The organism is Citrobacter sp. GW821-FHT02E08, from assembly GCF_059421685.1.
This window is the reverse complement of sequence record NZ_JBWKVL010000005.1, coordinates 86,605-102,098: the sequence shown is the minus strand read 5'-3', so window position 1 is coordinate 102,098 and position 15,494 is coordinate 86,605. Positions and strand designations below refer to the sequence as shown.

Below are 15,494 nucleotides of genomic sequence, written 5' to 3'. Positions count from 1 at the left end.
TGAGTTAAGGTGTATCCACAGGCGGGATGCCAAAATCAGGCATCCCGTTTTCCTTCCAGTGAACTAACTTCAGACGTGTGTGACGATTAGGATCGTAGAGCGGATCGCCTTCGATTTCGGTGTAGTTACGTGCGTGATAAACCAGCACATCTTCTCCATCCGGTGTTTTCGTAAAGCTGTTATGCCCTGGGCCGTACTGGCGGTTCTCATTGCTGGTGGTAAAGACCGGATGCGGTGATTTTTGCCAGTTTTCCGGGTTCAGCGGATCGGCATCTGCCGCAATCCACAGCAACCCCATACAGTAGTTTTCATCCGTGGCGCTGGCCGAATAGCTGATAAACAGCGTATCGTCGTGTCGCAAAACGGCGGGGCCTTCGTTAACCAGGAAGCCACGACATTCCCAGTCATACTCGGGTTTGCTGAGCATGACCGGCTCACCTTTGAGCGTCCACGGATTGGACAGTTCCGCGAGATAGATGTTCGAGTTCCCGGCGATGTCAGGCGATTTTTGCGCCCACAGATACCACTGTTTCCCCTGATGGTTAAACGTGGTGGCATCCAGCGCGAAGGTGTCAAACGGTGTTTTGATCTGGCCTTTTTCAACCCAAACGCCAGTGAGTGGGTCGTCATTTGTGCACTCGAGGGCAAACATGCGGTGCTGAAACATGCCCAAACTGTCGAGCGCCTGGGTGTGCGCGGCGGCAAAATAGATGTACCACTTATTTTCAATGTGGTGCAGTTCTGGCGCCCAGATCAGTTCGCTCATTGGGCCGCTTTCTGGCTTGCGCCAAACCACAACGGGCGTGGCATCGCGCAATCCTTCCAGTGAATCAGCCCGACGGATCTCCAGGCGATCGTATTCCGGGACGGAAGCAATGAAGTAGTAATGGCTGCCGTCCTGGAGGATAAACGGATCGGCGCGTTGCTCAATAAACGGATTTGGCCAGGTGTGCATTAGGCTTTCCTTACTGTTTCTGCAGAGTGAATGTCCTGATACTCGTTGAGCTCGCGGTAGTTGATACGGCGTTTCTCCAGATCGGCCTGAATCTGCTGCATAAATTCGCGATCGACTTTCAGCAGGCGGACGACACCCGCCGTGATCAGATAGCCAATGCCAGGAATGATGGTGAACAGCAGCATAATGCCATTGATGGCATTTTCACTTTGCGCTTTCGCTCCAGCGTCGTAGCCGTACCAGGAGAGCAGAAAACCCACCATCGCCCCGGCAATCGCCAGACCCAATTTCAGGAAGAACAGGTTGCCGGAAAAACTGATCCCGGTGATACGTTTACCTGTTTTCCATTCGCCGTAGTCATCGACGTCCGCCATCAGCGACCAGTGCAGAGGGGAAGGGATCTGATGGAGAATATTGAGCAATACGTACAGTACGATAATCAGTGTTGTCGCATGCGGGTCGAGGAAGTAAAAGGCGCAGGAGAAAATCGCCAGAACGATGTTGGTCCAGAAAAACACCTTCAGTTTGCACCAGCGGTCCGTCAGCACTTTCGCCAGCATGCTGCCCCCCATCATACCGACCACGCCCAGGCTGATAAACAGCGTCGCGAAATGGGTACTCTGTTGCATAACCCAGGTGACGTAATACATGGTTGCCGCCATGCGAATAAACCCCGGGCATACATTGCACAGGGTTAACAGCAGGATTTTAACCCACTGATCGTTCTTCCAGACGTCTTTGAGGTCCGCTTTTAAATCGTCGTTGGTCGGAACCGCCGGACGTATACGCTCGCGCACGGTGGCGAAGCAAAACAAGAACATGCACATGCCGATAAAGGCCAGTACGGTCATCGCCATCTGATAGCCTTTGGCTTTGTTCTCGCCGCCGAACCAGTCAGCCATCGGCAAGAGCGTGAGCGACAGCAGCAGGGTGGCGATACCCACCATCACAAAGCGATAAGACTGACAGGCGACGCGCTCCTTCGGGTCGTTGGTGATCACGCTGCCTAACGAGCAATAAGGAATGTTGATGGCCGTGTAAGTGATGGATAACAGGAAATAGGTGACAAACGCATAGATAACCTTGCTGTTGTAGCTCCACTCAGGTGTGGTAAACATCAGTACGCTAAACAGGGCATAGGGGAAGGCAATCCACAGTAGCCAGGGGCGAAAACGCCCGTATTTGCTGCGCGTGCGGTCTGCCAGAGCCCCCATAATCGGGTCAGTGACGGCGTCAATGACGCGCACAGAAAGCAGCAACACGCCGACCAGTGCCGGAGCCAGACCAAAAATATCCGTATAAAAATAGTTAACAAACAGCATAATAGCGCCAAAGATGATGTTACATCCGGCGTCACCCATGCCATAACCGATCTTTTCTCTTACAGACAGCTTACGCGTTTCCATTGAGAATTCTCCCCCATCAGGTGTAAAGAGGATTATTCGCTCCGGTATGGGTAATTGCGTTGCAGTAAAAGGTCAGTGATATGGACAAAATAGCTATGCGTGGGAAAGTGTGAGGCAGGTAACAACCCTCACCCGGGCGGGTGAGGGTGGAGAAGATTAATGCGCTTTTACGGCTTTAGCGGTTTTCTGTTTGCACAGATAGCCGACGCCAAGGATCACCAGCCAGACCGGGATCAGCCAAACGGAGATCGCCATACCCGGTGTCATCAGCATAATCACCAGCACTGCCGCCATGAAAATCAGGCAGATCCAGTTACCTAACGGATAAAACAGCGCCGGGAAGCGGGTGGTTGCACCCTGTTGCTCTTTAGCGCGACGGAACTTGATATGCGCGAGGCTGATCATGGCCCAGTTGATGACCAGCGCAGAAACCACCAGCGCCATCAGCAGGCCGAACGCAGATTCTGGCGCCAGGTAGTTGATCAGTACGCACAGGGCGGTGACCAGCGCAGAAACCAGAATGGTGTTCACCGGCACGCCGCGTTTATCGACACTCATCAACGCTTTCGGCGCGTTACCCTGCTGAGCCAGACCAAACAGCATACGGCTGTTACAGTACACGCAGCTGTTATAGACAGAAAGAGCGGCGGTCAGTACCACAACGTTCAGCGCGTTCGCTACAAAGGTATCGCCCAGTTCGTGGAAGATCAGGACGAACGGGCTGACGTCAGCGGTAACACGCGTCCATGGCATCAGAGAGAGCAGGACGGCCAGCGAACCCACATAGAAAATCAGGATACGGTAGATAACCTGGTTAGTGGCTTTCGGGATGCTTTGCTCCGGGTTATCCGCTTCTGCGGCGGTGATCCCCACTAATTCAAGGCCGCCAAACGAGAACATGATAATGGCCATCATCATGACCAGACCGGTGAAGCCATGTGGCAGGAAGCCACCTTGATCCCACAAGTTGCTGACGCTGGCCTGCGGACCACCGTTACCGCTAAACAGCAGCCAACCGCCAAACAGGATCATCGCTACAACAGCAATAACCTTAATAATGGCGAACCAAAACTCCATTTCACCGAACACTTTGACGTTGGTCAGGTTAATGGCGTTGATGGCAACAAAGAAGACGGCAGCTGAGACCCAGGTCGGGATTTCCGGCCACCAGAACTGGACATACTTGCCAACGGCGGTCAGTTCCGCCATTGCGACCAGAACGTACAGCACCCAGTAGTTCCATCCGGAGGCAAAACCGGCGAATCCGCCCCAATATTTGTAGGCGAAATGGCTGAAGGAGCCCGCAACCGGCTCTTCAACGACCATTTCACCTAACTGACGCATGATTAAAAAAGCGATAAAACCGGCGATCGCATAACCCAGAATAATGCCGGGTCCTGCAGACTGAATAACGGAAGCGCTACCCAGGAACAGCCCGGTGCCTATCGCGCCACCCAAAGCGATGAGCTGGATATGGCGGTTTTTAAGGCCGCGCTTTAGCTGCTCGCCATGCTGTTGACCATCCATCATGAAACCTCGTGTGTGGTTTTACTCTTCATATTCCAGGCGGCTTTGGCGCTGCCCGCACTATTTTGAGTCATTATTTTTGAACTACGCAGTGATGCGTGTGTAAGTTTGCAATTCCGTTTGTTGTATTAATTTGTTTACGGCAATGAATTCTAAAATGTTACACAAAGACTTTTGTCTTATTCAGAATAATGGTATGCGGTCGCGAATGCACCTGCTTTATGAAGGGCGGGTGACGACTTGAATAAAAAGAAACCATTTGTAAATGCCATTTCACCGGAAACGCTGTTTGCAATATGAATGTTTATTCAATAATTAGGCAGTGAAAATCGATAATTAAGCAGGTGAATCGGTTCAGATGGGATATTTTTTCGTTTCAATTACGTTAAATCTGCTTGCCTGGGGGTAAATTTAACATTTGTGCATGGTTACATGTTTGAAACGTTATTTCTGTAATCTTGTTAAAATGTGCTTGGTTTACTGATTTCAATCAAAACCTGTATGGACAGAAGGTGAATACTTTGTTACTTTAGCGTCACGAACGTGAAATTGGTAAGACCAATTGACTCCGGGCAAATGGCTTAAGACAGGGAATCATGGCCTACAGCAAAATTCGCCAACCTAAATTATCCGATGTGATTGAGCAGCAGCTGGAGTTTTTAATTCTTGAGGGGACCTTGCGCCCCGGCGAAAAACTCCCACCGGAACGCGAACTGGCAAAACAGTTCGATGTTTCCCGACCCTCCTTGCGCGAGGCGATCCAACGTCTCGAAGCGAAGGGTCTGCTGCTTCGTCGCCAGGGCGGCGGAACTTTTGTTCAGAGCAGCCTGTGGCAGAGTTTTAGCGACCCACTGGTAGAACTGCTCTCCGATCACCCTGAATCCCAGTTTGACCTGCTCGAGACGCGCCATGCGCTGGAAGGCATTGCTGCATACTACGCGGCACTGCGCAGCACGGATGAAGACAAGACTCGTATTCGTGAACTCCACCATGCCATTGAACTGGCGCAACAGTCAGGCGACCTGGACGCAGAGTCCGACGCCGTTCTCCAGTATCAAATTGCGGTCACTGAAGCAGCACACAATGTGGTGTTGCTCCATTTACTGAGATGCATGGAGCCGATGCTGGCGCAAAACGTTCGTCAAAACTTTGAATTACTGTATGCGCGTCGGGAGATGCTGCCGCTGGTAAGCAGTCACCGTACCCGTATTTTTGAAGCGATTATCGCCGGGAATCCGGAAGAGGCGCGTGAAGCGTCGCACCGTCACCTGGCGTTTATCGAAGAGATTCTCCTGGACCGAAGCCGTGAGGAAAGCCGTCGTGAACGCGCCTTACGCCGCCTGGAGCAACGAAAGAATTAGTGATTTTTCTGGTAGAAAGTTAACCAGAAGATGTTGTAAATCAAGCGCTATTTAAGGCGCGGCAACTAAACGCAGAACCTGTCTTATTGTGTTTTCCAGCGAAAATGCAATGGGACAGGTTCCAGATAACTCAACGTATTAGATAGATAAGGAATACCCCCATGTCAGAACGTTTCCCAAATGACGTGGATCCGATCGAAACTCGCGACTGGCTACAGGCGATCGAATCGGTCATCCGTGAAGAAGGTGTTGAGCGCGCTCAGTATCTGATTGACCAGCTTCTTTCTGAAGCCCGCAAAGGCGGCGTGAAAGTAGCGGCAGGTGCAGGGGCCAGCAATTATGTAAACACTATTGCCGTTGAAGATGAGCCGGAATACCCGGGCAATCTGGAGCTGGAACGTCGTATTCGTTCTGCTATCCGCTGGAACGCCATCATGACGGTGCTGCGTGCATCTAAAAAAGACCTTGAGCTGGGTGGCCACATGGCATCCTTCCAGTCTTCCGCAACCGTTTATGATGTGTGTTTCAACCATTTCTTCCGTGCGCGCAACGAGCAGGATGGCGGCGACCTGGTGTACTTTCAGGGTCACATCTCCCCGGGCGTCTACGCACGTGCATTCCTCGAAGGCCGTCTGACTGAAGAGCAGATGGACAACTTCCGTCAGGAAGTGAATGGCAAAGGCCTGTCTTCCTACCCGCACCCGAAACTGATGCCGGAATTCTGGCAGTTCCCGACCGTCTCTATGGGTCTGGGTCCAATCGGTGCGATCTACCAGGCTAAATTCCTGAAATATTTGGAACACCGTGGCCTGAAAGATACCTCTAAACAAACCGTTTACGCCTTCCTGGGTGACGGTGAGATGGATGAGCCGGAATCCAAAGGTGCGATCACCATCGCTACCCGTGAAAAACTGGACAACCTGGTCTTTGTTATCAACTGTAACCTGCAGCGTCTTGACGGCCCGGTCACCGGTAACGGCAAGATTGTCAACGAACTGGAAGGCATCTTCGCGGGTGCTGGCTGGAACGTGATTAAAGTGATGTGGGGCGGTCGTTGGGATGAGCTGCTGCGTAAAGATACCAGCGGTAAACTGATCCAGCTGATGAACGAAACCCTTGACGGTGACTACCAGACCTTCAAATCCAAAGATGGCGCTTACGTTCGCGAGCACTTCTTCGGTAAATACCCGGAAACCGCAGCGCTGGTCGCTGACTGGACTGATGAGCAGATCTGGGCACTGAACCGTGGTGGTCACGATCCGAAGAAAGTTTACGCTGCACTGAAAAAAGCGCAGGACACCAAAGGCAAAGCAACTGTCATCCTCGCCCATACCATTAAAGGTTACGGCATGGGCGACACCGCCGAAGGTAAAAACATCGCGCACCAGGTGAAGAAAATGAACATGGACGGCGTGCGTCATATCCGCGACCGTTTCAACGTTCCAGTCACCGATGAGCAGGTTGAAAAACTGTCTTACATTACCTTCCCGGAAGGTTCTGAAGAGCACACCTATCTGCACGCTCAGCGTCAGAAACTGCACGGCTACCTGCCGAGCCGCCAGCCGAACTTCACTGAGAAGCTGGAACTGCCGACCCTGGAAGACTTCGGTGCGCTGCTGGAAGAGCAGAACAAAGAGATCTCCACCACTATCGCTTTCGTTCGTGCCCTGAACGTGATGCTGAAGAACAAGTCGATCAAAGATCGTCTGGTGCCGATCATCGCTGACGAAGCGCGTACTTTCGGTATGGAAGGTCTGTTCCGTCAGATCGGTATTTACAGCCCGAACGGCCAGCAGTACACCCCGCAGGACCGTGAGCAGGTTGCTTACTACAAAGAAGACGAGAAAGGTCAGATCCTGCAGGAAGGTATCAACGAGCTGGGCGCAGGTTCTTCTTGGCTGGCCGCTGCAACTTCTTACAGCACCAACGATCTGCCGATGATCCCGTTCTACATCTACTACTCCATGTTCGGGTTCCAGCGTATCGGCGACCTGTGCTGGGCAGCAGGTGACCAGCAGGCTCGCGGCTTCCTGATCGGTGGTACTTCCGGTCGTACGACGCTGAACGGCGAAGGTCTGCAGCACGAAGATGGTCACAGCCATATTCAGTCTCTGACTATCCCGAACTGTATCTCTTACGATCCGTCTTACGCGTACGAAGTTGCGGTCATCATGCACGATGGTCTGGAGCGCATGTACGGTGAGAAACAAGAGAACGTTTACTACTACATCACCACGCTGAACGAAAACTACCACATGCCGGCAATGCCAGCAGGTGCCGAGGAAGGTATCCGTAAAGGTATCTACAAACTCGAAACCCTCGAAGGTAGCAAAGGTAAAGTTCAGCTGCTGGGCTCCGGTTCTATCCTGCGTCACGTCCGTGAAGCAGCGCAGATCCTGGCGAACGACTACGGCGTAGGTTCTGACGTGTATAGCGTCACTTCCTTCACTGAACTGGCACGTGATGGCCAGGATTGTGAGCGCTGGAACATGCTGCACCCGCTGGAAACTCCGCGCGTTCCGTACATCGCTCAGGTGATGAACGACGCTCCGGCTGTGGCATCTACTGACTATATGAAACTGTTTGCCGAACAAGTTCGTACTTATGTACCGGCTGATGATTACCGCGTACTGGGTACCGATGGTTTCGGTCGCTCTGACAGCCGTGAAAACCTGCGTCACCACTTCGAAGTTGATGCTTCATACGTGGTTGTAGCGGCACTGGGCGAACTGGCTAAACGCGGCGAAATCGATAAGAAAGTGGTTGCGGACGCAATCGCCAAATTCAACATCGATGCAGAAAAAGTTAACCCGCGTCTGGCGTAAGAGGTAAAAGAAGAATGGCTATCGAAATCAAAGTACCGGACATCGGCGCAGATGAAGTTGAAATCACCGAGATCCTGGTCAAAGTGGGCGACAAAGTTGAAGCTGAACAGTCGCTGATCACCGTAGAAGGCGACAAAGCCTCTATGGAAGTTCCGTCTCCGCAGGCTGGCGTTGTTAAAGAGATCAAAGTCTCTGTCGGCGACAAAACCGAGACCGGTAAACTGATCATGATTTTCGATTCCGCCGACGGTGCAGCAGCTGCTGCACCTGCTCCGGCAGAAGCGAAAAAAGAAGCGGCTCCGGCAGCAGCACCTGCTGCTGCAGCGGCGAAAGATGTTCATGTACCGGACATCGGCGGTGACGAAGTTGAAGTGACTGAGATCATGGTGAAAGTGGGCGACACCGTTGCCGCTGAACAATCCCTGATCACCGTTGAAGGCGACAAAGCCTCTATGGAAGTCCCGGCTCCGTTCGCGGGCGTGGTCAAAGAGATCAAAATCAACACCGGCGACAAAGTGTCTACCGGCTCTCTGATCATGATCTTCGAAGTGGCTGGCGCTGCAGCTCCGGCTCAGGCGGCTGCACCAGCAGCTGCGGCGGCTCCTGCGGCTTCAGGTTCTAAAGAAGTGAACGTTCCAGACATCGGCGGTGACGAAGTTGAAGTTACCGAAGTGATGGTCAAAGTGGGCGACAAAATTGCCGCTGAGCAGTCTCTGATCACCGTAGAAGGCGACAAAGCCTCTATGGAAGTTCCGGCACCGTTCGCGGGCACCGTGAAAGAAATCAAAATCAGCACTGGCGATAAAGTGAAAACTGGTTCTCTGATTATGGTCTTCGAAGTGGAAGGCGCTGCGCCTGCCGCGGCTCCGGCTGCTGCACCTGCTGCTGCCGCTCCTGCGCCTGCTGCTAAAGCAGCGGCACCGGCCGTGAAAGCCGAAGGCAAATCTGAGTTTGCTGAGAACGACGCTTACATTCATGCGACCCCGCTGATTCGCCGTCTGGCGCGCGAGTTCGGTGTGAATCTGGCGAAAGTGAAGGGCACTGGCCGTAAAGGTCGTATCCTGCGCGAAGACGTTCAGACTTACGTGAAAGACGCTATCAAGCGCGCTGAAGCGGCTCCGGCTGCTGCAGCGGGTGGCGGTATTCCGGGCATGCTGCCGTGGCCGAAGGTTGACTTCAGCAAGTTCGGCGAAATCGAAGAAGTGGAACTGGGTCGTATCCAGAAAATCTCTGGTGCTAACCTGAGCCGTAACTGGGTGATGATCCCGCACGTTACGCACTTCGACAAAACCGATATCACCGATCTGGAAGCGTTCCGTAAACAGCAGAACGCCGAAGCTGAGAAGCGCAAACTGGACGTGAAATTCACCCCGGTTGTCTTCATCATGAAAGCCGTTGCGGCGGCGCTTGAGCAGATGCCTCGCTTCAACAGCTCTCTGTCCGAAGATGGTCAGCGTCTGACGCTGAAGAAATACATCAACATCGGTGTTGCGGTTGATACGCCAAATGGTCTGGTTGTTCCGGTCTTCAAAGACGTGAACAAGAAGAGCATTACTGAGCTGTCTCGCGAACTGACCGCCATCTCCAAAAAAGCGCGTGATGGTAAGCTGACGGCTGGCGAAATGCAGGGCGGTTGCTTCACTATCTCCAGTATCGGCGGCCTGGGTACCACCCACTTCGCGCCGATTGTGAACGCGCCGGAAGTGGCTATCCTCGGTGTTTCCAAATCGGCGATGGAGCCGGTATGGAACGGGAAAGAGTTTGTACCGCGTCTGATGATGCCAATCTCTCTCTCCTTCGACCACCGTGTGATCGACGGTGCTGATGGTGCGCGCTTTATTACCATCATCAACAACACGCTGTCTGATATTCGCCGCCTGGTGATGTAATCGAAAAGCCGGCCTGACGGCCGGCTTTTTTCTGGTAATCTCATGTATGTTGTGAGGTTATTGGGTGACAAAGACAATTCGTTTGCCGTTTGTTGTTTCAAAATTGTTAACATTTTTGTACACTACGGACGGATAGAACGACCCGGTGGATGATGGGCGACAAGACCAGGGATCGCCGGAAATAAATTAAGAGGTCATGATGAGTACTGAAATCAAAACTCAGGTCGTGGTACTTGGGGCAGGCCCGGCAGGTTATTCTGCGGCCTTCCGTTGCGCTGATTTAGGTCTGGAAACCGTAATCGTAGAACGTTACAGCACCCTCGGTGGTGTTTGTCTGAACGTTGGCTGTATCCCTTCTAAAGCGCTGCTGCACGTTGCAAAAGTTATCGAAGAAGCCAAAGCGCTGGCTGACCACGGTATCGTCTTCGGCGAACCGAAAACCGATATCGACAAGATTCGTACCTGGAAAGAGAAAGTGATCACTCAGCTGACTGGCGGTCTGGCTGGTATGGCGAAAGGCCGTAAAGTGAAAGTGGTCAACGGTCTGGGTAAATTTACCGGGGCGAACACCCTGGAAGTGGAAGGCGAGAACGGCAAAACCGTTATCAACTTCGACAACGCTATCATCGCGGCGGGTTCCCGTCCGATCGAACTGCCATTTATTCCGCATGAAGATCCGCGCGTATGGGATTCCACCGACGCACTGGAGCTGAAATCCGTACCGAAACGTCTGCTGGTTATGGGCGGCGGTATCATCGGTCTGGAAATGGGTACTGTGTACCATGCGCTGGGTTCAGAGATTGACGTGGTTGAAATGTTCGACCAGGTTATCCCGGCTGCCGATAAAGATGTAGTGAAAGTCTTCACCAAGCGCATCAGCAAGAAATTCAACCTGATGCTGGAAACCAAAGTAACTGCCGTTGAAGCGAAAGAAGACGGTATCTACGTTTCCATGGAAGGCAAAAAAGCGCCTGCTGAAGCACAGCGTTATGATGCCGTGCTGGTGGCTATCGGTCGTGTGCCGAACGGTAAAAACCTCGACGCCGGTAAAGCGGGCGTGGAAGTGGACGACCGTGGCTTCATCCGCGTAGACAAGCAACTGCGTACCAACGTACCGCACATCTTTGCTATTGGCGATATCGTCGGTCAGCCGATGCTGGCGCATAAAGGTGTTCACGAAGGTCACGTTGCCGCTGAAGTTATCGCCGGTAAGAAACACTACTTCGATCCGAAAGTTATCCCTTCCATTGCATACACTGAACCAGAAGTTGCATGGGTAGGTCTGACTGAGAAAGAAGCGAAAGAGAAAGGCATTAGCTACGAAACCGCCACCTTCCCGTGGGCTGCTTCTGGCCGTGCTATCGCTTCCGACTGCGCAGACGGTATGACCAAGCTGATTTTCGACAAAGAGTCTCACCGTGTGATCGGTGGTGCGATTGTCGGCACCAACGGCGGCGAGCTGCTGGGCGAAATCGGTCTGGCGATCGAAATGGGTTGTGACGCTGAAGACATCGCGCTGACCATCCACGCGCACCCGACGCTGCACGAATCTGTTGGCCTGGCCGCAGAAATATTCGAAGGTAGCATCACCGACCTGCCAAACCCGAAAGCGAAGAAGAAGTAATCTTCTGACTTTTGTGAAAGCGCCTCTTCGGAGGCGTTTTTTTTGCCTGAAAGCTACCTGTTCTGGTAGTCATCTTATTGATTTATTCCCTAAAAAAAACCGCTCTTCTGCCGATAACCCTTTCACCTTTGTGTGGCTTCTGGCTGCGCGCTTACTGGGATCTGGACTCTCATTACACGAAGAAAGGAATAAACATGTCTTTAAAAAAAATCGCGGTTGTTGGTATGGTCGTCGCGGCAATGACGCTGACCGGCTGCGGCGCAATGACTACTGCAGTGAAAAAACGTAACCTTGAAGTGAAAACGCAGATGAGTGAAACCATCTGGCTGGAGCCTTCCAGCGAGAAGACCGTCTACATTCAGGTAAAAAACACTTCTGATAAAGACATGAGCAACCTGCAAACTATGCTGGCAAATGATCTGTCAGCGAAGGGTTATAAAGTGACCAGCTCACCGGACAGCGCGTACTACTGGGTACAGGCCAATGTGCTGAAAGCGGACAAAATGGATCTGCGCGAGGCTCAGGGATTCCTGAAAACCGGTTATGAAGGCGCTGCAATGGGGGCGGCTTTGGGCGCGGGTATCACCGCCTACAACAGTAACTCTTCAGGCGCTGCGCTGGGTGTGGGGCTGGCGGCGGGTCTGATCGGGATGGCCGCTGATGCGATGGTAGAAGACGTGAACTACACCATGGTAACCGACCTGCAAATTTCCGAGCGTAGCAAAGCGAAAGTCACTACGGATAATGTTGCTGCGCTGCGTCAGGGCACCTCCGGCATCAAGCTGCAAACCAGCAGTGAGAAGGGCGATCGCGCAAAATACCAGACTCGCGTCGTCTCTAACGCCAACAAAGTTAACCTGAAGTTTGAAGAGGCGAAACCGGTGCTGGAAGCGCAACTGGCAAAATCCGTTGCCAACATTCTGTAATCTGACGCTGCACCCGTAAAATGGCGAATCACTTGAGCCATACCGGGGTTCTGTAGACAAAAAATCCCCGTGTTATTACACGGGGATTATGAGCAGTCAGCAGCAGCGTATCGCTGCTTTTTTTATGCCGGTTATTCGACCGGTGTCCAGGGGGCATCCTGGGTATATTGGGTGATAGCCGTCACTTTCTCTACGGTATCGTTGCCTAAATCAGCCTGATAAACCCGATCGTCCTGATTCACGATAAAGCTCATCACGCCCGTTTCTCCCCACTCGACCGGCCAGGCCAGCAGCGCGAATCCTTTCTCATCATTGCTTTTGACGATGCGGAAGTGGTAGCCATGATAACCTGTGCCTGGCACAACCGGGCTGAATGCCGGCCCCAACGGGCTTGGGTCTTCTCCGGGTTTCATCGGCCAGTACAGGCCATCCTGCTTGCCTTCACTGCTGATCAATTTGGTGGCGAAAACCTGTTTGCGCTGCCAATAGTCGTACTGGGCGTCAACATAGGCACGCATTGCTTGTATAGCCGACAGTTCATTACGACCGATGGCGCGGGTGAGGATCTCATCCTCTGCGGCAGCCATATCGAAATGCCAGCCTTTGCTGGTTTTGACGATAGGGACGGGCAGTTGCCAGTCTTCCTGGCCGACATTCAGATGCGCTATGTTCTCTTGTTTTACTATGCGATGGCTGACCTTCCAGTCACGGTTAAAGCGAGCGACCGCTTCCGGGTCGGCCCCTTCCGGCGGGAGATACTGTTGCCAGTTGTCGCCTAACACGGCATTAAGGTGCGTTTCATTTTGCTGAGCAACAGCATCAGCAAAGGCCTTTGCCGCCTCTTCGGGGGAAGAGAACAACTGCTGCGCGTGGCTCATCAGAGGCAATGACAACAGCAGGGCACTTAACATGATTTTTTTCATCATTTGCTCCGATTAACGACGGCGTTCGTGACGCTCAGACACATTTCCACGCGCCTCGGCACGCTGTTGGGTATTCGCACGGCTCACACGGCGGCTTTCCTGACCTCGCGATTGCTGAGATTGCCAGGAGGGTGAACGGCTGTCGTTCCCACTGAATGCGTTAGAACGGTTACTCTGTACGCGTGCCTGACGTTGATCTGGCGAGACAGTGCTTCGCCGTTGCGTTGTGGATGACTCTACGCGCTGGCGAGCGTTATCGCGTTGCTGCTGAGAAACCTGCTGTTGGGCTTTCGCTCTCTGCTCATTGCGATTCTGCTGTTGCTTTGGCGTTGTCGATTTTTGTAGCGTTTTTTGTGCGGCTTCCCGACGCGTGCTGTTTTGCGGGGTATCGTAACCGCGATAGTTGTTACGCTGGGCAACTTGATTCAGTTGCTGTGAAGCCGCTTTGCGTTGCATATCGCGGGAAGAGACCGACTGCTGGGCCGTTTTGGTTGACGTGTTGTTGCGCTGCTGGAGCTGCGTCATTGCCGCCTGGCGCTGGCTGTCGCGGGATGCTGTTGTGGCAGCTGATTGCTGCGTTGTACGTAATCCACCGTTGGCATTGGTCTGATTAAACCGTTGTGAGACCGCGTTGCTCTGATAAGGCACGCCGCCGCGATAAGCAGGGTTATGCTGCCAGTTCATGTTCCTGTCTTTAAGATTTTGACCGGAGATACGGTTGAGGTTTTCCACATCAATATTGATGTTGTTGTCCCCGTTACGTTCATAATGGCCGCCACCACCGTTGTAGTCATCATGATCGTGGTGATAATCGTCGTCGTCATCATCCCAGTCAATGTCACTAAACAAAGCGTAAGTGGTGGCAACGCCCAGACTAAACCCAAAACCGTTAACAAAACTGCTGGCAAACTGTTGCCCCGGAGGCGGTGGCATATATACCGGCGGGTAGGCCGTATTTGGCCAGGTGCCGTAGACCGTTGACGGGTTATAGCTCGGGACATAGACGACCTGCGGGTCGGTGGGCTCAATTTTGATGACGGTCGGCGCCGGGGCTTGCGTCGTCGTATTTGTGGTGTTGTTGGTGGTTGTTGTGGTGGTGGTCTGTGTCGCGGCAACCGTTTTCTTCGGTTCGCTGGTCACCGTTTGTTGCGGTGAAGATTTCAGCGCACCGGTTTGTTGCGCCAGTAATCGCAGTCGCTGAACGGAATCCATCACATCCTGCGGCTGTCCCAGGAAGGCGTCACCCAGGTTTTGTACCCACGGTGGATTCTCGCCCATCATCGCCATCAGCTGTGGAAATGCGACCAGAGATTTGACGCTCGGATCCCACGGTTGACCTGCTACCGCCTGAATTGCGGCATCTCCCTGCAAATTCGGATTATCACGCGACCATTGTACAGCCTGAACCACGTTCGCCGGGTAGGTAGAGGCCATCAGTACCTGAGAAAGCAGCGGATCAGGGAAAAGCGCGATAGGGGCAACCCACTGATCAATTTGGGCATTGGTGAACGTCGGTTTTGCGTCAGGCGCGGCGGCGGCAGTGGGGGCTTGAGGCGGCGTCGCTACAGGGGCTGGGGCGGTCTGAACCGGGACAGGCGCTGGAACGGGCGCTTCAGGGCTACGGCTTTTGACATACAAAACACCCGAAGCGGCGAGTAATCCAGTGCAACACACCAGAGCAATCACATGGGGCTTAAAGGGCAACTTCATCTTCTCTCTCCCGATTCCTGCGGAATCGCCAGGGTCATAATACCTGCCGCATGACGTTGCGGTGTGGCATGAGTATAGAGAGACAATAGTTTAATTTTTAACTTATCTTGGGATCGATACCGCAAGATGACTATCATCAGACGAAATTATGTGACTAAACGTAACGGGGGAAAATAATTTCTTGTCCTCATGATGAAGGGCATTAGACCATACGTATCGATTCAGCCACTTTTTTATGTTGCTTTTTTGTAAACGCATTAACACCCCACTAAAATCCTGCTATTCTGCCGATTGCGGTATCGGGCATTTACCCTACTAACTGCTGTCTCACAGGAGCGTGAAGAGAAT

The 15,494-nt window shown here is 52.8% G+C and carries 10 protein-coding genes; 5 read left to right on the top strand and 5 right to left on the bottom strand.

The window, feature by feature from the left end; all coding sequences use genetic code 11:
* Positions 1 to 4: 4 nt before the first annotated feature.
* From AC07UY_RS08920 to aroP, 3 genes are all read right to left on the bottom strand, one after another.
* Complete coding sequence (locus AC07UY_RS08920) at positions 5 to 955, bottom strand: glycoside hydrolase family 43 protein (RefSeq protein WP_494701092.1); 951 nt, start codon at positions 953 to 955, stop codon at positions 5 to 7.
* Positions 955 to 2,361: a glycoside-pentoside-hexuronide (GPH):cation symporter gene (locus AC07UY_RS08915; protein ID WP_494701093.1), complete on the bottom strand. Its 1,407-nt coding sequence runs from the start codon at positions 2,359 to 2,361 to the stop codon at positions 955 to 957. Before AC07UY_RS08915 ends, AC07UY_RS08920 begins: the two co-directional genes overlap by 1 nt.
* Positions 2,362 to 2,517: 156 nt before the next feature.
* The gene (gene aroP / locus AC07UY_RS08910) at positions 2,518 to 3,891 is read right to left on the bottom strand and encodes an aromatic amino acid transporter AroP (RefSeq protein ID WP_203358913.1); all 1,374 of its coding nucleotides are present in this window, start codon (positions 3,889 to 3,891) and stop codon (positions 2,518 to 2,520) included.
* Between the two features lie 593 nt (positions 3,892 to 4,484).
* Between aroP and pdhR the strand changes: the two genes are divergently transcribed.
* The 5 genes from pdhR (at position 4,485) to traT (ending at position 12,513) form a co-directional block, all read left to right on the top strand.
* Positions 4,485 to 5,249, top strand: a complete 765-nt coding sequence (gene pdhR / locus AC07UY_RS08905) for a pyruvate dehydrogenase complex transcriptional repressor PdhR (RefSeq protein WP_192611100.1) — start codon at positions 4,485 to 4,487, stop codon at positions 5,247 to 5,249.
* 161 nt (positions 5,250 to 5,410) lie between these two features.
* Entirely contained in the window at positions 5,411 to 8,074 is a 2,664-nt protein-coding gene (gene aceE / locus AC07UY_RS08900) for a pyruvate dehydrogenase (acetyl-transferring), homodimeric type (RefSeq protein WP_301701433.1), read from the top strand.
* A gap of 14 nt (positions 8,075 to 8,088) precedes the next feature.
* The gene (gene aceF / locus AC07UY_RS08895) at positions 8,089 to 9,963 is read left to right on the top strand and encodes a pyruvate dehydrogenase complex dihydrolipoyllysine-residue acetyltransferase (protein WP_494701094.1); all 1,875 of its coding nucleotides are present in this window, start codon (positions 8,089 to 8,091) and stop codon (positions 9,961 to 9,963) included.
* Between the two features lie 199 nt (positions 9,964 to 10,162).
* Positions 10,163 to 11,587 (top strand): dihydrolipoyl dehydrogenase, encoded by a 1,425-nt coding sequence (gene lpdA / locus AC07UY_RS08890; RefSeq protein ID WP_203361317.1) that lies wholly within the window; start codon positions 10,163 to 10,165, stop codon positions 11,585 to 11,587.
* A 194-nt stretch (positions 11,588 to 11,781) separates the two neighbouring features.
* Positions 11,782 to 12,513 carry a conjugal transfer complement resistance protein TraT gene (gene traT, locus AC07UY_RS08885; protein WP_203358910.1) on the top strand — a complete coding sequence of 244 codons (732 nt, stop codon included), beginning with the start codon at positions 11,782 to 11,784 and terminating at the stop codon, positions 12,511 to 12,513.
* 131 nt (positions 12,514 to 12,644) lie between these two features.
* Here the strand turns inward: traT and AC07UY_RS08880 are convergent, their stop codons facing one another.
* Together AC07UY_RS08880 and AC07UY_RS08875 are read right to left on the bottom strand one after the other, a co-directional pair.
* A complete protein-coding gene (locus AC07UY_RS08880; protein WP_494660095.1) occupies positions 12,645 to 13,436 on the bottom strand; it encodes a DUF2950 family protein in 792 nt (263 codons plus the stop codon).
* Positions 13,437 to 13,448: 12 nt separating this feature from the next.
* Positions 13,449 to 15,146 carry a DUF3300 domain-containing protein gene (locus AC07UY_RS08875; RefSeq protein ID WP_494660059.1) on the bottom strand — a complete coding sequence of 566 codons (1,698 nt, stop codon included), beginning with the start codon at positions 15,144 to 15,146 and terminating at the stop codon, positions 13,449 to 13,451.
* Positions 15,147 to 15,494 lie beyond the last annotated feature (348 nt).